Annotated in this window: 16 protein-coding genes; 8 read left to right on the top strand and 8 right to left on the bottom strand. The window is 66.8% G+C overall.

Translation table 11 applies throughout. The annotated features are described in order from the left end of the window. Positions 1 to 9 precede the first annotated feature (9 nt). On the bottom strand, positions 10 to 1470 hold the full coding sequence (locus tag ASF04_RS19255) for an oligosaccharide flippase family protein (protein WP_056145318.1): 1461 nt from the start codon (positions 1468 to 1470) through the stop codon (positions 10 to 12). Further along, positions 1454 to 3535: a glycosyltransferase gene (locus ASF04_RS19250; protein WP_229205123.1), complete on the bottom strand. Its 2082-nt coding sequence runs from the start codon at positions 3533 to 3535 to the stop codon at positions 1454 to 1456. The genes ASF04_RS19255 and ASF04_RS19250 overlap by 17 nt, the downstream gene beginning before the upstream one ends. Before the next feature lie 58 nt (positions 3536 to 3593). Here ASF04_RS19250 and ASF04_RS19245 point away from each other — a divergent pair, with 58 nt between their 5' ends. Both ASF04_RS19245 and ASF04_RS19240 read left to right on the top strand, forming a co-directional pair. After that, positions 3594 to 4934 carry a putative O-glycosylation ligase, exosortase A system-associated gene (locus ASF04_RS19245; protein WP_229205122.1) on the top strand — a complete coding sequence of 447 codons (1341 nt, stop codon included), beginning with the start codon at positions 3594 to 3596 and terminating at the stop codon, positions 4932 to 4934. After that, a complete protein-coding gene (locus ASF04_RS19240) occupies positions 4931 to 5836 on the top strand; it encodes a polysaccharide deacetylase family protein (RefSeq protein ID WP_056145309.1) in 906 nt (301 codons plus the stop codon). Before ASF04_RS19245 ends, ASF04_RS19240 begins: the two co-directional genes overlap by 4 nt. Here the strand turns inward: ASF04_RS19240 and ASF04_RS19235 are convergent. Genes ASF04_RS19235 through ASF04_RS19225 form a run of 3 tightly spaced genes read right to left on the bottom strand, consistent with a single transcriptional unit; the run spans position 5827 to position 10564 of the window. Beyond that, complete coding sequence (locus ASF04_RS19235; RefSeq protein WP_229205121.1) at positions 5827 to 7650, bottom strand: asparagine synthetase B; 1824 nt, start codon at positions 7648 to 7650, stop codon at positions 5827 to 5829. The genes ASF04_RS19240 and ASF04_RS19235 overlap by 10 nt on opposite strands. A gap of 38 nt (positions 7651 to 7688) precedes the next feature. Continuing rightward, entirely contained in the window at positions 7689 to 8942 is a 1254-nt protein-coding gene (locus ASF04_RS19230) for a pyridoxal-dependent decarboxylase, exosortase A system-associated (RefSeq protein WP_056145304.1), read from the bottom strand. Further along, positions 8939 to 10564, bottom strand: coding sequence for an acyl-CoA ligase (AMP-forming), exosortase A system-associated (locus ASF04_RS19225; RefSeq protein WP_056145300.1), 1626 nt, complete (start codon positions 10562 to 10564; stop codon positions 8939 to 8941). The genes ASF04_RS19230 and ASF04_RS19225 overlap by 4 nt, the downstream gene beginning before the upstream one ends. 162 nt (positions 10565 to 10726) lie before the next feature. On the opposite strand from ASF04_RS19225, the gene ASF04_RS19220 reads away from it, so the two are divergent. From ASF04_RS19220 to ASF04_RS19195, 6 genes are read left to right on the top strand one after another with little or no spacing between them, the layout of a single operon-like run. After that, complete coding sequence (locus ASF04_RS19220; RefSeq protein WP_056145296.1) at positions 10727 to 11443, top strand: hypothetical protein; 717 nt, start codon at positions 10727 to 10729, stop codon at positions 11441 to 11443. Then, a complete protein-coding gene (locus ASF04_RS19215; protein WP_056145293.1) occupies positions 11440 to 11685 on the top strand; it encodes an acyl carrier protein in 246 nt (81 codons plus the stop codon). The genes ASF04_RS19220 and ASF04_RS19215 overlap by 4 nt, the downstream gene beginning before the upstream one ends. Beyond that, the gene (locus ASF04_RS19210; protein WP_056145290.1) at positions 11682 to 12500 is read left to right on the top strand and encodes a hydrolase 2, exosortase A system-associated; all 819 of its coding nucleotides are present in this window, start codon (positions 11682 to 11684) and stop codon (positions 12498 to 12500) included. The genes ASF04_RS19215 and ASF04_RS19210 overlap by 4 nt, the downstream gene beginning before the upstream one ends. Continuing rightward, complete coding sequence (locus tag ASF04_RS19205) at positions 12497 to 13333, top strand: hydrolase 1, exosortase A system-associated (protein WP_056145287.1); 837 nt, start codon at positions 12497 to 12499, stop codon at positions 13331 to 13333. The genes ASF04_RS19210 and ASF04_RS19205 overlap by 4 nt, the downstream gene beginning before the upstream one ends. Next, complete coding sequence (locus tag ASF04_RS19200; protein ID WP_056145284.1) at positions 13327 to 14580, top strand: glycosyltransferase; 1254 nt, start codon at positions 13327 to 13329, stop codon at positions 14578 to 14580. The genes ASF04_RS19205 and ASF04_RS19200 overlap by 7 nt, the downstream gene beginning before the upstream one ends. Beyond that, complete coding sequence (locus tag ASF04_RS19195; protein ID WP_056145281.1) at positions 14577 to 15224, top strand: tetratricopeptide repeat protein; 648 nt, start codon at positions 14577 to 14579, stop codon at positions 15222 to 15224. The genes ASF04_RS19200 and ASF04_RS19195 overlap by 4 nt, the downstream gene beginning before the upstream one ends. 100 nt (positions 15225 to 15324) lie before the next feature. Here ASF04_RS19195 and prsR read toward each other — a convergent pair whose 3' ends face one another. From prsR to ASF04_RS19180, 3 genes are read right to left on the bottom strand one after another with little or no spacing between them, the layout of a single operon-like run. Then, a complete protein-coding gene (prsR, locus tag ASF04_RS19190) occupies positions 15325 to 16671 on the bottom strand; it encodes a PEP-CTERM-box response regulator transcription factor (RefSeq protein ID WP_056145279.1) in 1347 nt (448 codons plus the stop codon). Next, complete coding sequence (gene prsK, locus ASF04_RS19185) at positions 16664 to 18748, bottom strand: XrtA/PEP-CTERM system histidine kinase PrsK (RefSeq protein ID WP_082488867.1); 2085 nt, start codon at positions 18746 to 18748, stop codon at positions 16664 to 16666. Before prsK ends, prsR begins: the two co-directional genes overlap by 8 nt. After that, entirely contained in the window at positions 18748 to 20142 is a 1395-nt protein-coding gene (locus tag ASF04_RS19180; protein WP_307141018.1) for a TIGR03013 family XrtA/PEP-CTERM system glycosyltransferase, read from the bottom strand. The genes prsK and ASF04_RS19180 overlap by 1 nt, the downstream gene beginning before the upstream one ends. Between the last annotated feature and the right edge of the window lie 82 nt (positions 20143 to 20224).

Here is a 20224-nt window from a genome sequence, read left to right as displayed (position 1 = left end):
CCTTTGACGTTAGGGCCGCCAGGCCAGCACCTTGCGGCCGGCATTGCGGCATTCATCGGCCAGCTCGTGCCTGACCAGCACTACCGCCAGCAACCACAGCACCGCGCAGCTGGCGGCGGCGGCTGGCAATTGCAGCCAGGTGACGTCGATGCTCAGTGCCGCCAGCGCCGGTCCCGCCAGGCACACCAGCGCGATTGCCGCGCTCTTGCGCACCGCCGCCAGCAATGGCTGCCACCGCACACCGCAAAGCCGGTGCAGGGCCCGATACGTAAGCCAGCTGCGAAATACCGCACCCGCCGCCACCGCCCACGCCACCCACAGCAATCCGAACGGCGCCGCCAGCAACAGCGCGGCAATCCGCAGCGGTACGGCCGTCGCGTCGAGGCGGGCCTGGGCGCCTACCTCGCCCATGGCCACCAGAAGGTAGCGCGCCATGCCGAACACGCTGTAGAGCGCCACGCCGATGCAGATCACGCGTATCAACGGCACTGCCGCGTCCCACTGGTCGCCGTACAGCGCCCGCACGATGGCCGGCGCCAGCAGTGCCACGAATCCGAAGAACGGCCAGGCCAGCGCGGTAACATAGCTGGCCGTCAATAGAAACGCCGCGCTCATGTCGCCCCCCTGCCGCGCACGCGCCGCGTACAACGGAAAGATTACCGGCGACACCGCCGCCGTCACCATCTGGTTGAACACATTGATCACGCCCATCGCCTTGCCGAAAATGCCCACCTCGGCCACGCCGATCAGCTTGCCGATCACGAGGTCCGGCGCGGCCACACCCGCCTCGTCGATCACGGTACCGCCCGTGGCCACCGAACCGAAGCGCCAGATCGCGCCGATGCCGCGCCAGCCTGGTAGCCACGGCAACTCGGCTGGCCGGCAGCACACGCTGGCCAGTAACCCCGCCGCCGCGCCGGCCAGCGCGCCCCACACCAGGCTCAAATACCCAAATCCCAGCCATGCCAGCCACACGCCGCACATTAGTTGCGCCACCGTCTGGCTCAGGTTGATGGCAAAGATGGCCGCGAACCGCAGTTGCCGCCGCAGGCAAGGCAAGGCCAGCGCGCTGAAAGGCAGCAAAACAAAATTGACAGCCAGCAGTTGCACGACCGTTTGCAGCCGTGGTTCGTGGTAAAACCAGGCCGCCAGCGGGCCGGCGGCAAACACCAGCGCGGCCAGCAGCCAACCTACCAGCATGCTCATGCCGAGCGCGGCGCGCAGCTTGGTGCGATCGAGCTGCTTTTCCTGCACCAGATAAGCGCCCACGCCGAAGTCGCGCACCACATGAACCAGCCCGGCCAGCACCGCGCCGATCGCATACAGCCCCACGTCCGCTGGCGTCAGCAGGCGTGCCAGCACCATTGCGCCTGCCGTATTCAATAGCAGCAGCGTGTATTTTTCCGAGAACGACGCCAGGAACGACAGGCGTGCGCGGCCGGCGCTACCGTTATCAAGCGAGATCGGCATAAAAGTCCCGCACCAGCTGCCCCACCACGTCCACGCTGTAGCGCGCTTGCGCCTCGGCCCGTCCTTGTGCCCCCATGCGGGCGCGGCGCGCCGGATCGCCCAGCAAGGCGGCGATGGCCGGTACCGCCGGTTTCAGATTGCCGCGCGCCACCAGCAAACCGGCCGCACTGCCGCGCAGGACGTCGGCATTGCCCGGCACATCGGTCGCCACCACCGGCACGCCGCACGCCATTGCCTCCACCGTGGCGATGCCGAAGCCCTCGTTGCGGCTGAGCAGCAGGTGCAGGTCGAAAGCCGGCATCAAGGCGGCCACATCATCGACAAAGCCGGTGAATACAACCTGTCCGGACAGCCCCATGCGTGCCGCTTGTGCCCGCAGCGAAGCTTCCAACGGCCCTTGCCCGGCCAGCACCAGGCACAGGTCGGGAAAACGCTTGCGCAGCATCCCAAACAGGGCCAGTACAGACTCTGGCTGCTTTTGCGGCGACAGGCGCGCCACCGAGCCGAGCACCAGCGCGTCGTGCGGCAGGCCCCAGCGCAGGCGCGCGATGCGGCGGGCGGCGGCGCTGGGCCGAAAGCGCGCCGTATCGACGGGGTTGGGGATCACGGCCAGCCGTATACCGCGTGGAAGATAAGGCTGGTAGATCGCCAGAAAATGCTCCATGGCCGATGTCGAGACCGCGTACACGCCGCGCACGCCGGCAAATGCCTGCACCAAAAGCGGGTGCTGCCAGCGGCCGAACGCGGCTGGCGGAAAAGCGTTGTGGACGCTGATCACGGTGGGCAAGCCGCAGTGCGCGGCCAGCCACAGCACCGAGGCGCCGTAATTGGTCCAGCAAAATGCGACATGGACCAGCTTGGCCCTGAACGCATTCATACGGCTCGCTGCCAGCCAGCGGGCGCGCCACAGTTGCCGGCGTCGTCCCGGCCATGTTTCGAGAAAGTCAGGTGGATCGAACACTGCAACGCCGATCTGCTCAGCGGCCAGGCGTTGCGACCAGGCATCGAGACCCGCGAACGGGCGCAGCGCCAGGGTGGCCGCATGGCCGTTCTGCTGCAGATAGCGTACCTCCTGCGCCATGCGCAATTCCATGCCACCTAACTCGCCGGAATAACTGGTGACCAGTACCGACCGCGCCGCTGGACGGCCACCACGACAGGCCTCGCTGACATAGCCTTTTAGATAGGCCAGGTCCCAGCGTGCGCGCAGCAACGTATCGCGGTCACGCCGCAACCAGGCCAGCGCGCAGCTGCCCAGTGCGGCCAGATATTGACGCCACATCCAGCGCGGCACCCCGGCCAGCTCGGGGAAGGCGCCGGGACAGTCCTGCCGATACTTGCCGCGCCCGAAGCGGCGCGCTTTTTGCAGCACGTATCCGAGTTGCAGCTGGGGGGGGCGGATATGGTGGGCCACGCGCGGCCCCGGGCTGTGCCAGCTGCGCTGGCCGGCCAGCGCTACTCGCCGCACGAACTCGGTCTCACTGCCCATCGCATAGTCGCCGCCGGACGGGCCAACCGAGGCCTCGAAGCGGTGGCCGGCCAGGAATACCGTTGCGCGCACCGCCATATTGGCGCCCCAGACCAGGCCCGGGAACACAGGGCCTTCCGACAAATCGGCAGCGGTCAGACCGTAGGTCAGGCCGGTGGGGACCAGCCGCAGCAGCCAGTCGGGAGGCGTCTCCACCCAATCGGGCGTGATGGCACCGCCGAATACGGCGTAGCCGGGCTGCTCGCGTGCCACCATTTCCCATTGTTGCAACCAGTCGGGTGCAGGGCTGGCGTCGTCGTCGGTGAAGATGAACAGGTCGCTTTCCGACGCGGTGGGCAGCAAAACGTCAAGGGCGGTATTGAGGGCGCGGTTCTTGCCCCGTTGCGGTTCGTGCAGCAGGCGCAGCGGCAGGCGATCGGCGTGGCTGGCGACAATCGCCGCCGTGTCGTCGGTGCTGCCGTTGTCGATGACCAGCAGTTGCCACGGCTGGGCGGGTGCACGCAACCGTTGGTAGGCGGCCAGCACCTGTGGCAGCGTGGCAGCCCCATCATAAGTCGCCATGAGAACAGTCAACAAGGGCGCCGCTCCTCTGCTCTAAGATTGCCGGACGTACTTACCGGAAATAAGCAGTGTAATGACTGGCTCAACCGCTCATTTGCGCCACATCAACGACTGCCCGCCCCTCCCCATGCGCGACATCCTCGTCACCCTGATCGTGTTTGCCAGCCTGCCGTTGATCGTCCGCAACCCCGTCAACGGCGTGCTGATGTGGGTCTGGATCAGCGTGATGAATCCGCACACCCAGGGCTGGGGCTTCGCCACCACCTTTCCCTTTGCCATGATCGTCGGCGTGGCCACCCTGTTCAGCGTGGCCATCACGCGCCAGCCGAAGACCTTGCCTGCGTCAAACATCACCTTCATCCTGATCGCTTTTATCCTGTGGATGAACGTGACCACGCTGTTTGCCATTTTTCCCGAAGCCTCGATGGTGCAATGGGGCAAAGTCATGAAGATCATGTTGATGAGCCTGGTAACCATGATGGTGATCCGCACCCGCGAAGATATCCAGCGCATGGTCTGGGTGCTGACCTTGTCGCTGGGCTTCTACGGCGTAAAAGGCGGTATCTTTACCGTGCGCAGCGGTGGTCAGGACCGGGTGTGGGGGCCGGTGGGTACCTTCATCGGCGACAACAATTCGCTGGCGCTGGCGTTGATCATGACCATCCCGCTGATGCGCTACCTGCAACAGACCACCGACCGCCGCTGGGTGTGGCACGCGCTGACGGCCATGATGCTGCTGTCGGCGCTGGCGGCATTGGGTTCCTACTCGCGCGGCGGCTTGCTGGCGATCGGCGCCATGGTGATTTACATGTGGCTGCAAAGCCACAACAAGCTGGTGACCGGGATGCTGATCATGCTGCTCACCCCGCTGGCGCTGCTGTTCATGCCCGAGCGCTGGAGTGAACGCATGGACAGCATCGGCGACTACCAGAACGACGGTTCGGCCCTGGGACGCATCAATGCCTGGCACATGGCGTACAACCTGGCCAGGGATCGCTTCTTCGGCGGCGGTTACGAGGTGTCCGAAGCGTCCGTATTCCTCCTGTACGCGCCCGATCCCAAGGCCATCCACGCCGCCCACAGCATCTATTTCCAGGCGCTGGGCGAGCATGGTTTTGTGGGCCTGTTCATCTACCTGTTGCTGGGTTGGCAAACCTGGCGCTCGGCCTCTTGGATCGTGCGCCACAGCGAAGGTATTGCAGACCTGGCCTGGGCCGGCCACCTGGCCCGTATGATGCAGGCCAGCCTGGCCGGGTTTGCTGTCGGTGGCGCCTTCCTCAGCCTGTTGTATTACGACGTACCGTATTACCTGATAGCGGTGGTGGTTGCCACCCGTATCGAGGTGGCGCGGTATCGCGCGCAGGCGCCTGTCGCACTGCCGACTCCTGCTCTTACACTGGAGCGTGCCCGATGACCGGCGACCTGTCGCTGCTGATGTACCACCGCGTGCTGCCGGCAACCGATCCGCTGCTGCCCGGCACTCCGGACCAGCCCACGTTCGCCCGGCAGCTGCGCTTGGTGAAGCGCTGGTTCCGGGTGCTGCCGCTGCCGCAGGCGCTCGACCTGCTGGACCGGCATCGCCTGCCCGCGCGCGCGCTGGCCATCACCTTCGACGACGGCTACGCCGACAACGCCGAACTGGCGCTGCCGGTCCTGCAAGACCTGGGCTTGTCCGCCACCTTTTTTATCGCCAGCGCCTACCTGGACGGCGGCCGGATGTGGAACGACGCCATCATCGACCATGTGCGGCAAGCGCCAGCCGGCATGCTCGACGGCGGCAGCGCCGGCCTGGGACTGCTGCCCGTGCACACGCCCGCCCTGCGCTGCCAGGCCATCGCGCAAATGCTGGCGGCGCTCAAGTACCGGCCGTTCGGCGAGCGCCAGGCCATCGCCGACCAGTTGGCGCCGCCCCGCGCAGCGCCGTTGATGATGACCTCGCACCAGGTCGCACAACTGCACCGCGCCGGCATGACCATCGGCGGCCATACCCATAACCATCCGATCCTGGTCACGCTGAACGATGCGGCAGCACGCCAAGACATCGCAGAAAACCGCCAACGCCTCGAGCAACTGACCGGCGACCCGGTCGATTTGTTCGCCTACCCCAACGGCAAGCCAGGCGCCGACTTCGACGACCGCCATCCGCCCCTGCTGCGCGACCTGGGTTTCCGTGCCGCAGTCACCACCAGCCCCGGCATTACCCGCGCAGGCACCGACCGCCTGCTTCTGCCGCGCTACACGCCGTGGCAAGCCGACAGCCCGCGTTTTTTATTGGGGTTGCTGATGAACCGGCGCCGATCAAGCCCTCAACAGTGATAGGCCAGGGCCGCGTGGGCGGTGCCGGGAACCTCCGCGCGCTGCGCGCTTTGCACGCGCAGCCACTGCTCCAGCATCATCAACACCCACACCATGGTGCCGTGATACGCCGGATGCTCGTGCACCATCCTGCCGGTCAGCGCATCGATAAAGCTGGTACGCACGATGCGGCGCGATTTGAGGTCGCTCAGGCTGTCGTAGGCCAGCGCGCGCAGGCCCGCATGCTCTTGCAGCCAGAGGCCGAACGGCAGGCCGAAACCGTGCTTGCGCTTGCGGACGATGGCGCGCGGCAGGTGATCGGCCAGCGCCTGCTTGAAAAAATGCCGCAACTGCGTGCCACGCAGCTTGGCTTCCGGGGCCAGGCGGGCGGAGAATTCCAGCATGGCGTCGGACAGGAACGGAAACGCCACTTCCACCCCGGCCAGCTCGCACGCGTGGCGTACCTTGGGCAGGTCGTTGTCGGCCAGCGTAAAACGCAGGTCGAGCGCCTGCATGCGGTTGATTTGCGCGATCGCGTCGGCCTGCCAGTAGCAGGCGTCGAGTTCCGCTTGCGGCAGCGTCGTGTCGATCCGCGCCAGAAATTCGGTAGTCAGCACTTCGATGGGGCCGTAGCGGCGCAGCAGGTTGTAAGTCTCCAGCCGGGCCGGCATGGTGACCAGCGCCTGGTCCACGTAGCTGCGCGCCTTGCGCAACGGCGCCACATCGAGTCCGCCCAGGGCGCCGAACAGCAGCGGCTCGAGCAGCAACTGCCGACACGCCGACGGCAACCGCTCGTAGCGCGCGAACACCGCCTGCCGCGCATAGCGCTCGTTGCCGCCGAATAGCTCGTCGCCGCCGTCGCCGCCGATCATGCGGGTGACGCCATCGGCAGCCGCCATGCGCGCGCAAAAATAGACAGGCACCAGCGACGCGTTGCCGAACGGCTGGTCGCACGCGGCGGCCAGCCGTGGCACGGCTGCCACCACGTCGTCGGCGGTGACATAATATTCGTGGTGGTCGGTGTCGAAATGATGGGCGGCCAGGCGCGCGTACTGCATTTCGTCGTAGCCCGGCACATCGAAGCCGATCGAATAGGTTTGGGGGCGCCCATCGCGCACCTGGCCCAGGATGCCGGCCAGGGTCGAGCTGTCGGTGCCGCCGCTGAGGAAGGCGCCCACCTTGCCTTGGCCCGATGCCGCGCGCACCGCGTCCTGCAAGATGGCGCGAAATTCCTGCTTGCGCCCGGCGAACGGCGGGCGATTCTGCTCGTCGAAGCGCAGACGCCAGTAGCTGGCGCGCGTGGCCTTGCCATGTCGGTACAGCAGGTACTCGCCCGGTAGCAGGCGTGCCTGCCCCGTAAGCGCCGTGTGCGGCGCCGGTATCATGTGGAAATGCAGGTAGTGGTATAACGCCTGCGGATCGGCCGCGCGCGCGGCGTCGGGATGGCTTAGCAAGGCCGCCGCCGATGATCCGAACAACAGCCCGTGCGGCGTGAGCTGGTACAGCAGCGGCAGCGACCCGCAACGGTCCACTGCCAGGCATACGTGGCCGGCCACGGTATCGACCATCGCCAGCGCAAACGCGCCGGACAGCGACTGGCAGGCCTGCGGACCACTTGTCTGCCACAACTGCGCCAACCGTTCGGCCACGCGATCCGCGCGGTCGCCCAGCATGGGCCGGCCCCACAGCGCTACCAGCAAACCCTCGCGCCGGTACAGATGGCAGGCGCCGTCCGGCGCCGCCACTGCCACTGCGCCGGACTGCGCTTGCAGCGTATCGAGTTCCGTGCCGCTGGTGGTCAGGCGCGTCCCCATCGCGCTTATGACGTCTGCCACAGCGTCCTGCGCCCTGTCATAAAAGCCGCACAAACCGCTCATACCAGCACCTCCAGCGGGGCGGGATGTCCGAGAAAGGCCGTGGGACTGGCGGTCAAGCCATAGGCGCCGGACTGGAATACCACCACCAGGTCGCCCGGTTCGGCGCGTGCAAGCTCCATGCGCTCGGCCAGCAGATCGAGCGGCGTGCACAGGGGGCCGACCACGGTGACCGTCTCGCGTGCGTCGCCGGCGATGCGGTTGCCGATCGCCACCGGGTAGTTCTTGCGCAGCACCTGGCCGAAATTGCCCGATGCCGCCAGGTGGTGGTGCATGCCACCGTCCGTGACCAGGAACACCTGGCCATGCGACAGCTTGCGCTCGATCACCCGGCACACGTAAACGCCTGCCTCGGCCACCACGTAGCGGCCCAGTTCCAGCACCAGCCGGGTATCGGGCCACTCGCTGCGCAGCAGCTCGACCAGCGGATGCAGCCCCTGCGCCACAGCGTGCAAGTCGAGCGGGCGCTCACCCGGAAAATACGGCACACCGAAGCCGCCGCCGATATTGAGCACGCGCACCGGCGACGGTGCGTGCTCGGCCAGTTCGAGCCCCAGCACCACGCAGGCGTGCTGGGCTTCGCAAATCGCCGCCGCCGACAGGTTTTGCGCACCGCAGAACAGGTGGAATCCGTAAAAATCCAGCCCCAGGCGCGCGATCCGGCGCAGCATGGCCGGTACTTTTTCCGCATCGACGCCGAACTGGTGCGCGCCGCCGGCCATCTTCATGCCAGCTTGCTTGAGTTCGAAATCGGGATTGACCCGCACCGCCACCCGGGGCGTGATACCCAGCAGGTCGCCGGCAGCCAGCACGCGGTTCATCTCCTCCTCCGATTCGAGGTGGATCAGCACGCCCGCCGCGACGGCGCTGCGCAATTCGCTCGCGCGCTTGCCGGGACCGGCAAAGCTGATGCTGTGCGGCGCCATGCCGGTATCGAGCGCGGTTTTCATCTCGCCGGCAGAAGCGACATCGAATCCGTCCACCAGCGTTGCCAGCAATTGTGCCACGGCCGGCATCGGATTGGCCTTCAGTGCGTAATGCAGGTGCACCCCGGCTGGCAGTTCGCTGCGCAGCAGCGCCACGCGCGAAGCGATGTGGCTGCGTTCATACGCGTAGAACGGCGTACGCCCCACGCGCTCGGCCAGGCGGGACAAGGTCACGCCGCCGATCTGCAAGCTGTCTTCCTGCACCGGGAACTGGCGCTGCGGCGCGTGACGGGCCGGCGCAAACTGGTCCAGCAAGGCGGCGGTCATGACGCCACCTGCTCGGCAGCGCGTACGCCGGCGGCCAACTCGGTAGCGATGCACACCCGATCGAGCTTGCCGTTGGGGTTGCGCGGCAGCGGCTCGTCGCGCAGTTCGATCTGCAACGGCACCATGTAGGAAGGCAGCGTGCGCCGGCAGGCGGCCAGCAGTTCGGCTTCGCCCGTATCGATACCAGCTTTGAGGCACACCACCAGCGCAATCGATTGGCCCAGCAGCGGATGCGGCATGCCGATCGCCACCGCCTCGGCCACCAGCCCGGTGTCGTACACCACCTCTTCGACCTCGGACGGGCTGACGCGGTAGCCGGACGTCTTGATCATGTCGTCGCTGCGGCCGATAAAGTACAGGAAACCTTCGGTATCGAGGCGCACGGTATCGCCCGACCACACGGCCATTTCCGGCAACGGCAGGCCGCCGGTCGGATCGCGCAACGGCCGGAAGCGCTGCGCGGTGCGGGCCGGGTCGTTCCAGTACCCGAGCGACACCAGCGCACCGCGATGCACCAGTTCTCCCGGCTCGTCGGGCGCGCAGCGGCTGCCGTCGGGCCGCAGCACCAGGATCTCGGCATTGGGAATGGCCTTGCCGATGGAGTCGGGCCGGCGCCCCAGCTCCTCCGGCGGCAGGTACGTGGACCGGAAGGCTTCGGTCAGGCCGTACATCAGGTACACGCGGCTGCGCGGCAGCGCCGCCTGCAGCGCCTGCAAGGTACTGCGCTGCATGACACCGCCCGAGTTGGTGATGTAGCGCAGGTGGCGGGCATTGCTCCATCCGAGCGCCGCCAGCTGGATCCACAGCGGCGGCACCGCCGCCAGGCCCGTGATGCGCTCGCGCGCCACGGTCTCGATGACGTCGCGCACCAGCAGGTGGTTTTGCAGCACGGCGCACGCGCCCACTGCAAACGCGGTGGTCAGCTGGCTCAGGCCATAGTCAAAGCTGAGCGGCAGCACGCACAGGATGCGGTCCTCGGGCACATTGTGCAGGTAGGCGGAGACGCTCAGCGCGCCCGCCACCAGGTTGCGGTGCGAGAGCACCACGCCCTTGGGCCGGCCGGTGCTGCCGGATGTGTACAGGATGGCCGCCATGTCGGCGTCGATCACGGCGTGTGGCGCGCGCGGGCTGGAACCCTGCATCGCCGCCTGCCAGCCCAGCAAGCGCACGCCCTCCACCGGCCCCATGCCTGCCAGCGGACCGGCCAGGACCACCGTATGCAGATCGGGGCACTTTGCCAGTTCGCCGTCCATGGCCAACGTGGCCAGCCGTTCGGGCGATGTCACCAGCAGCCGCACATTGCAGTCGCGCAGGATGTGCATGACCTGCGCCGTCTTGAGCACCGGGTTGACCGGCACAAACACCAGGCCCGCTGCGGCCGCACCGAACATCGCCACCACGGCCTCTTCGCGCTTTTCCAGGTACACGGCCACCCGCTCGCCGCGCGCCAGACCGGCGCCCAGCCAGGCATCTGCGGCCACCTTTACCTGGCCGGCCAGCACATCGTAAGTGAGCACGTCGCCGTCGTGCGCAAGCGCGTGGCGCTGCGGCATGCGGTATGCGGATTGGTAAATCAGATCATGCAGGAGTTGTGGCACGAGTTGCGGAACGATTGGCGTCATGGCGGCGGTCCTGTCGAGAGAAAGGTTCCAAGTCCTCCATGATCGAAACAAATCGTCAGCGCGCTGTTGACCCAGATCAAAGGCCGCGTCCGCTTGTGCGGGCGCAAGCCACAAGCGGCGGGGCCAGTGTCTAATCGCGGTTTCCCCGTGTTGGAATTCCTCATGGCAACTAACCTGCGACAGACGCTAGCCCAGATGGGCTGGCAAAACGCGGCCCTGTACTGGCTAGCACGTGTGCTGGCGCGGGCCAGTGGCGGCCGCTGGCGTATCCATCGCTACCATTTCGTGGCGCAGTACCTTGGTGAGACATCCGTGATCGGCGCGCGCGGACGCGATATCGAGATTCTCCCGCACGATCCGCAGGCTGCACTGCCGCCCGGCTATCCCCGTGCGGCCCGGGTGGTGGCGGCGCGCCATGCCCAGGGCGCCCGCAGCCTGCAGGCTTGGCGCCATGGCCGGCTGGCGGGTTTTCTGTGGCTGGTCCACGGGGCTTACCACGAAGACGAAGTGCGCGCGCGCTTCGAGTTGGCCTCGCCACACTCCTGCTGGGACTTCGATGTGTGGATCGCGCCCGAGCAGCGGCTGGGACTGACATTCGCCCGCCTGTGGGATGCAGCCCGCGCGCAACTGCGCCAGCACGGTACGCACTGGACTTGCAGCCGCATCTCCGCCTTCAATCCGGGCTCGCTGCGCGCCCATGCCGGGCTGGGACCGGGCCTGACACCGCTTGGCTCCGCGTTGTTCATCTGCTGCGACGGCTGGCAATGGATGTTTTCCAGCGTGGCCCCGCGTTTTCATCTATCGCGCACGCCGTCGTCGTTCCCCCGTCTGACCTTCGATACCGGCGCAGTGTCCTTACCCACCAGGGAGCACTCATGAACAATCTCGAAAACCAGGTCTGCGACGTCTTGCGCGGCACGCTGGGCCTGGGCAAGATGCCGCTGTCGGCCGACTCGCCGTTGCTGGGCGCCTTGCCGCAACTCGACTCGATGGCCGTGCTGGCGCTGTTGACAGCACTCGAAGAATACTTCGGCATCGCCATCCTCGACGATGAAATCAGCGCCCGCCATTTCGCCACGGTGGGCACACTGACGGACTTCGTGCAGTCCAAGCGGCCGTGAGCGCGCAAACGTTCTTCCTGCCGTCGGGTAACGCCGGCCCGGGCCAGCGCTTTTGCCTGCACCACGCCGCCATTCCGGCAGTGGCCGCACGCGGCGCCATCGTCTATATCCATCCGTTTGCAGAAGAAATGAACAAGAGCCGACGCATGGCGGCGTTGCAAGCACGCGCGTTTGCCGGTGCTGGCTTCCACGTGCTGCACATCGACCTGTATGGCTGCGGCGACAGCAGCGGCGATTTTGCCGATGCACGCTGGGAATTGTGGCGCGAGGACGTGGCCCTGGCCGCCCACTGGCTGCGCGACAGCTTTCCCGGTCCGCTGACCCTGTGGGGCCTGCGCCTGGGCACCCTGCTGGCGCTCGACTGCGCCCACCGCCTGCGTCCGGACGGTCTGCTGCTGTGGCAAGCAGTGGTGAGCGGTCAGGCGCACCTGCACCAGTTCGCGCGCCTGCAAACCGCCGCGCGCCTGTTAGGCGGCGACACTGCGCCGGGTGCAGACAGCCACGACATCGCCGGCTACTCCATCGCCCCAGCGCTGGCCGATGCCATGCGCAGGCAGGAAGCGCCGCCGCTGCCACCAGCGTGCCCGGTGCAGTGGCTGGAGCTGACCCCGGCATCTCCCGAGCAGCCGCCCGCGCTGCAGGCGGCATCGATGCTGGTCATCGACCGCTGGCGCCAGGCCGGCGCCAGCGTCACCGCAAAGGCGCTGTGCGGCACGCCGTTCTGGAGCAGCAGCGAGATTGTCGAGGTACCCGCCTTGCTGGACGCCTCGCTGGACGCCATGGACTCCCTCGCGCCGGCAGGGGCAGCATCATGACGGCGACCGAGCACGCGCTGCGCTTTGCCTGCCGGGGCCAGGGCCTGGTCGGTATCCTGCATCTGCCGGCGCAGCCGCTGGCGCGCGGGGTGCTCGTCGTTACCGGCGGACCGCAGTACCGCGCGGGCAGCCATCGCCAGTTCGTGCTGCTCGGTCGTCACCTGGCTGCCGCCGGCATTGCCGTCATGCGCTTCGATTATCGCGGCATGGGCGACAGCGAAGGCGCAATACGCGGCTTCGACGACATCGGCGACGACCTGCAAGCAGCCATCGACCAGTTCTTTGCTGCCGTGCCGCAGTTGCGCGAACTGGTGTTGTGGGGACTGTGCGATGGCGCCACGGCCGCCGCCTTCCACGCTGCTGCCGATCACCGCATCAGCGGATTGGTACTACTCAATCCCTGGGTGCGCACGGAAGCCGGCGCGGCCCGGGCCACTTTGCGCCACTATTACCTGCGGCGCCTGTGCTCGGGAGCCTTCTGGCGCAAGCTCGCTGGCGGCGCGGTCGATACCAATGCCTCGCTGGCGTCCTTGCGCCGGTCGGCGCTGGTCGCGCGGCGCGGGAAACACAGGGCAGGCGCCGACGACCTGCCAGCGCGCCTGCACCGCGCGCTGACGCGCTTCCCGGGCCGCATCCTGGTCATCCTTGCCGGCGCCGACCTGGTGGCGCGCGAGTTCGAGGCACTTTCCGAACAACACCCGCACTGGCGCCAATTGCTTGAAGCACCGCGCGTCCACCGGATCGACATCGCCGACGCCAATCACACCTTCGCCCGCCGGGCATGGCGCGACCGCGTGGCACAAGCGACCGCCGAATGGCTCGCATCATGGTAAAACGTGTGCTGATGGTCGCGTTTCACTACCCGCCGCTGCAAGGCGGCAGCGGCATCCAGCGCACGCTGGCATTCTCCCGCCATTTGCCGGCATGCGGCTGGGAGCCGCTGGTGCTGACGGTCACCCCCGGCGCCCACGCCAGCCTGGAACCGGGTGGCGCCGACCAAGATGGTTGCATCGTCCACCGCACGCGGGCGCTCGACGCCAGTCGCCACCTGGCCATCAAGGGCCGTTATCCCGACCTGCTGGCCATGCCCGATCGCTGGGCTACTTGGTTGATCAGTGCCGTGCCGGCTGGCCTGCGGCTGATCCGCCGCTACCGGCCGGACCTGATCTGGTCCACCTACCCGATCGCCACTGCCCACCTGGTGGCGCTGGCCCTGCATCGCGCCAGCGGTCTGCCGTGGATCGCCGACCAGCGCGACCCGATGCTCGACGACGGCTATCCGACCGACGCACGGCGCCGGCGCCAGCACGCCTGGATCGAACAGCGCGTGATGGGGTGTTGTGCTGCGGTGGTGTGCACCACGCCCGGGGCGGTGGCAGCCTTGCGCGAACGCCATCCGCGCCGCACCAGATGCCAGGTCAGGCTGATCGAGAACGGCTACGATGAAGATGCTTTTTACAACGCTGAAAAACTCCCTGCGTCCAACACTCAGGCCGGGCAACCATTCAGGTTACTGCACAGCGGCGTGATTTATCCGTCCGAGCGCGATCCCGCGCCGTTGTTCACGGCACTGGCGAGGTTGCTTAACTGCGGCGAGATCCGTCCGACCACGTTCCGCCTGGTACTGCGTGCCAGCGGCCATGACGACCACTTGCGCGACATGCTGGCCCGCCATCCCGGCCTGTCGTCGCTGGTGGAACTGGCGCCGCCGTTGCGCTATCCCGCCGCCCTGCGCGAGATGCTCGATGCCGACGCCCTGCTGCTGCTGCAAGCGGCCAACTGCAACGCTCAAATTCCGGCCAAGTTTTACGAATACCTGCGTGCGCAACGGCCCATCCTGGCGCTGACCGATGCCGCTGGTGATAGCGCCGCCGCGCTGCGCCATGCCGGCCTGGGCACCATCGCCCCGCTCGACGATGCCGAAAAAATCGCCATCGCGCTGCGCCGCTTCGTTGCGCTGTGCCGGCAGGGCCAGGCGCCGCTGGCCAGCGCGCAGACGGTGGCAGATCACGCCCGCAGCGCACGCACGCGCGAACTGGCGGCCCTGTTCGACGCCACCCATCACAAGGAGCTGCAATGAAACACCTGAAACCGCACCGCCTCGCCAGCCTGGCCGCCGCCTGCCTGTTGTCGACCGCCGTGGCGGCCAGCCCCTCCCCGCTGCCTGTCTGCCCGGATTACGTACCCGGCAAACCGGGGGGCGACTATAACGATCCCACCGACCGCGAAGGCCTCACGGTTGTCGAACAGTTTCACTTCACACCGCCCGTGGAGAGCCTGGTCAAGGGCGCTTCCGGCCCGTTGGGCGGCGACATCGGCTACACGCTCGACCACTTTCCAAATCACCACCGGGCGCTCGCGGCCATGATGAAGCTCGCCTTGCGCGAGAAGAACCGCAAGCCGCCCGGTGCGCGCTACACGATCGACTGCTACTTCGAGCGCGCCACCCGGTTCCGGCCCAACGACGCCAAAGTACGCACGCTGCACGGCAGCTACCTGCTGGCCATCGGCCGCCAGGACGACGCCCTCGAACAGCTGGAAAAGGCGGCCGTGCTGGAGCCGGCCAATCCGACCGCGCACTACAACCTGGGCCTGCTCTACGTGCAAAAGCAGCAGTACGACAAGGCACGCGCCAGCGCCCAGCAGGCCTACATAATGGGATTTCCGCTGCCGGGACTGAAGAACAAGCTCGTCGCCGCCGGTCAGTGGAAAGAAGCAAACTAGTGAGCGCCTGACAAAGCCTCCAGAGCAATGCGCAGCGACGAAGACAATATGAATGCACGGCGAGAAGATGCAACGCGGCTATGAAAGTTTTATCACGCGCTCACTTCAGACCGTGGTGATTCATCAAGTCATATAAAGTGGGGCGACTGATGCCCAGCAATTCCGCGGCCCGGACGATATTGCCATCCACCCGTGCCAGCGCCTTGACCATGACCTTGTATTCGGCGGCATCGCGCGCCTGGCGCAGGTTGAGGTTTTCTTCCACGGCTTCGATGGCAGGCAAGTCCAGGTCGGCCGGGGTGATCTGCGCGCCGTCGGCCATGACCACCGCGCGGCGTATACAATTTTCCAGTTCGCGCACATTACCCGGCCAAGCATGCGCTTCCAGCGCGGCAATGGCATCGGCACTGAAACTGAGCGCGGGACGCGCTTCGCTGGCACAGAAACGGTGCTTGAAATGATGCGCCAGCAAGGCGCAATCGCCGGCGCGCTCGCGCAGCGGTGGTATCGACAGCACGATCTCGCCCAGCCGGTAATACAAATCCGCGCGGAAGCGCCCTTCTTTCGCCAGCGCCTTCAGATCCTGGTGGGTGGCGCACACGATACGCACGTCGATGGCGATCTCCTGGCGCCCGCCCACGCGTTCGATCACCCGCTCCTGCAAGAAGCGCAGCAGCTTCGCTTGCAACGGCAAGGCCATGTCGCCGATCTCGTCGAGAAAAAGTGTGCCGCCGTGTGCCATTTCCAGCTTGCCGATGCTCTGGCGCTGAGCGCCCGTGAAAGCGCCCTTTTCGTGGCCGAACAATTCGCTCTCGAGCAGTTGCTCAGGAATCGCCGCACAGTTGATGGCCACGAAACGCTTGTCGCGCCGCCCGGACAGGCCGTGCAGGCCGCGCGCGACGAGCTCCTTGCCGCTGCCGGAGTCGCCCAGCAGCATCACCGAGGCTGATGACGGTGCGATCTTCTCGACGTTGCGACACAGCTTGAGCATGGCCGGGTCGCGCGTGATGATGCCGGCCAGTGGCGAGTCGGCCTCGATCTGCATCATGCGCCGGTTTTCCTGCTGCATCGCGTGCAAGGTGCGGGCGCGCGCAATCACCAGCGCCAGGGTGGCGGCATCGAGCGGCTTTTGATGGAAATCGTAGGCGCCCATGGCGATGGCCTTGAGCGCATTGGCGCGGTCGTGGTTGCCCGACAGGACGATCACCTTCAGGTCGGGCGCCACTGCCAGCATCTGCGCCAGCAGGGCCAGGCCTTCGCTGGCGCCGTCGGCATCGGGTGGCAGGCCCAGGTCCATGGTGGCCACCGCCGGCTGGTGGCGGCGAAGCTGCGCCATCGCTGTCTCGCGGTCGTGGGCCACCACCACGTCGTCGTCGTCGAATGCCCAGCGCAGCTGCTGTTGCAGCCCCGGGTCGTCTTCCACTACCAGCAATTTCGCTTTAGCCATCGTGCTTCTCCTGGTGTACAACGTCCAGCGTGATGCAAAAACGGGTGCCGACGCCGGGCATGCTGACCACGTCGATTGCGCCGCCCAATTCCTGCAGATATTCGCGCGCTTCGAACACGCCGATGCCCATGCCCGCCGGCTTGGTGGAGTCGAACGGCTGGAACAGGCGGTCGCTCACGAAATCGGCCGACATGCCCTGGCCGGTATCGGCCACCTCGATCAGGGCCGATTCTCCCCGGTGCTCCAGGCGCACGATCACTCTGCCATCCGCATCGGTGGCCTCCACCGCGTTGAGGATCAAATGGGCGAACACACGCTCCAGCCGTTCGGGCTGGGCGGCCACCAGCAGCGGTGCGGACGGCACCACCAGCACCGGTTGCGGCGCCAGGCCGGCACACGCCTGCACGGCGCGGGTCAGCGCCGCGCCCAGGTCCACCAGCACGGCCGGTTCCGCAGCGTCAGCGTCCGGAGCCTGGTGCAGCTTGCGCAGCAAGTGCTGCATTTTTCCCAGCGCGTGGCGCGACGTGTCCAGTATGGCATCCTGGAACTGCGGGTTGTCGCGGTGCCGCTCGGCATTCGAGAGCAGCAAGCCCAGTTGCGATACGAGGTTCTTCAAATCGTGGGCGACGAATGCCGTCATGCGGTTGAACGACTCGAACTGGCGCGCCACGGCCAGGTCGTTGGCATACTGCCGGTGCGCCAGCACGGCGGCAGCCTGGCGCCCGGCGATGCGCAGCACGTCGCGCACTTCCCAGTTGACCGCTACCGGCGCGCGCGGCGGCGCCAGGCACACGAAGCCGAACAGCCGCCGGTCGAGCAGCAGTGGCGCCATCAGCCACACGGCCGGCCCGGCCGCCTCCAGCCACGCCGGCACGGGCAGATCGCCATACAGCGACGGCTGGCGGCGCCATGCCGCCGGTTCCACCACCCATTGACGCGCCTCCAGCAACTGGCACAACCCGCTGCCTGCCGCTAGTGCACTCTCGGTCACACGTGGCAGGGGCAAGTTCCAGGCAGCCGCAGGCTTGAACGCCGAGTCGCCGTGCCGCAGCCACAACACGCCGGCAGGGCTTTCTACCAGGCCGGCCAGCGCTTCAATGATCCGTTCCGGCAGCGGTCCGCCAGCGGCGCCCAAGCCGTGCGTGAAGCGCTGCCATTCCTCGCGGTAGTCGTAGCGCGCCCGATAGAAATGCTTGCCGATCAGGACTTTCAGACGTGCCCGCACCGCGCCCGAAAACAGCACCGCCGCCAGCAGCAGCACCGCGCCGCACAGACAGCCAAGCTGCATCACGGGTCCCCATGCACCGCCCACAAGCCGCAGGTACCAGGCGCTGGCCGCCATCGCCAGCAGGTAGCCGGCGGCGCCCAGCAGGGCCACCGATCGGAACATGATTTGCCGCGAGAACTGAAAGTTATGTCCCCACGCAGGATTGCGGCGCAACGCTGCGATCAGCAACGGCACGCACAGCGCGTTCACCACCCCGCGTGCGCCCCAGATATCGATCGAAACCCGCTGGAACAGCAAGGCGTCCGCGTAAAGGTAGACGTCATACGCAAACAGCGCGCCGATGCCCAGGCAGGCCAGCTTGATGCCCCAGCGCGCGCCGGGTGGCGCGGCCCGGTACACCTGCTCTACCAGCAGCATGCCGGTCACAGCCAGCGCCAATCGCATCATGGTCAGGTGGACCGCGCCAACCCACGGCAGGGCCAGAGCGGAGAGTTGCAGCGCTGCCGCGACACCCACCGCGACCGACCAGCGGCGCCGATGCGCACCGGCGCCGCCCATGGCAGTCAGTGCGAGCAGCCAGGCCGCCGTACGCAGCACCTCCGGTCCGTCGATCAACCACACCTGGCGGAGATCGGTCGCGCCTGAGAATGCGGCCATGCCGGCCCAGAAGAAGGACAGCAATGCTGCCAGGGCAATGTGGAATGCCAGCGGCGCCCGCCGGCGCCGTGCGGCGGACATGAAGAGCAGCAGGAACGCCCCCGCCGCCAGGCCGTAGCTGGCGATCGACACAGCCAGCGGTTGCAACCACCATGCCGCGTGCAGTTGCCATCCATCGAACCACAGCGGCATCAGCGCCCCTTGCCGAACAGGACCACCTGCACCGTATCGACCAGGATCAGCACATCGAGGAACAAGCTGTTGTTCTTGACGTAGTACAGGTCGTACTGCAGCTTGCACACGGCGTCGTCAAACGAGGCGCCGTAGCTGTAGCGCACCTGCGCCAGGCCGGTGATGCCCGGCTTGATCCCGTGCCGCATGTTGTAGTAGGCGATGTCGCGCGCCAGTTGGTCGACAAAATAGCTGCGCTCCGGACGCGGCCCGACAAAACTCATCTCGCCCTTGAACACGTTGAGCATCTGCGGCAGTTCGTCGATGCGCAGCTTGCGCAGCCAGCGGCCCACACGGGTCACGCGCGGATCGTCCTCGGTGGCCCAGGTGGGCGTGCCGTCGCGCTCCGCGTCGATGCGCATGCTGCGGAATTTCAGAACCCGGAACAGGCGGTTGTCGCGTCCCACCCGCTCCTGCTGGTAAAACACCGGACCGCCATCTTCCAGGCGTATGGCCAGCGCGGCCAGCAGCATCACCGGCATCGTCGCCAGCCCGATGAAGGCGCTGGCAGCCAGGTCAAACGCGCGCTTGACGGCAGCCCGGAACAGGCTCTGGTCGAAGCCACCGCCGAAAATCAGATAGCTCGGTTGCAGCGAGTCGAGCCGGATCTGGCATGCCTCGCGCTCGAAAAAAGTGGCGGCGTCGGTGACGCGCACGCCGCCCACCGCGCATTCAAGCAGTTGGCGCACCGGGAAGCCGCCGTTACGGCGATCCGACACCGAGACGATGATTTCATCGGCCGCGTAACGCCGCGCCAGGGCCAGCAACGACAGGTCCGGCGGCAACACCAGCGCGGGCGGCACGCGCAGCTGTTCTCCTTCGACCGGTACGCAGCCGACCACCCGGAACCGGTGAAAGCCGCCGCCGCCCGCAAGCTCCAGGCATTCGTGCGCGGCCGCGCCATGGCCGACGATTATCAGGCGCTTTTCCAGCATGCGCGAACCGGCCGACGTGAACACCACCACCCGCGCCAGCAGCACCGCCGCGCCGCCGAGCACGAACACCATGCTGCCCAGGCGCCCGAACTGTGGCGCCGGCAGCAGCATGGCCAGGAGGCTGAACAGGCAAAAGCCGAGCAGGAACGACGGCAATATCCGGCGCAGGGTGTTGTGCTGGTACATGCCCAGCGCCCCCATCGAAAACACCAGCACCAGCGCAAAAGCGGCGGACGGCAGATACAGGGTATCGGGCGTCAACGCCTGGCCCGGCAGCAGCAACGGTGCACTGGCCAGGGCCGCCGTGACCAGCAGCAGCACTTCCATCAGCAGCAGCAGGAAGGCCATTTTCGATACATAGTGATGAAAAATACGGATCACGATCGGCTCCCCGGCTGGCGAAAACGCGGAAGCTTCCATGATCGCAAGATCGAGTCCGCCTGCCTTTGCGCCGCCACAATCACCGCAATCGGCAATCATCGCCGTGATCGAAACGGCGCAA

The sequence above is a fragment of the Duganella sp. Leaf61 genome (genome assembly GCF_001421905.1).
Taxonomy (GTDB): domain Bacteria; phylum Pseudomonadota; class Gammaproteobacteria; order Burkholderiales; family Burkholderiaceae_D; genus Rugamonas; species Rugamonas zoogloeoides.
This window is presented reverse-complemented; position numbering and strand designations above follow the sequence as displayed.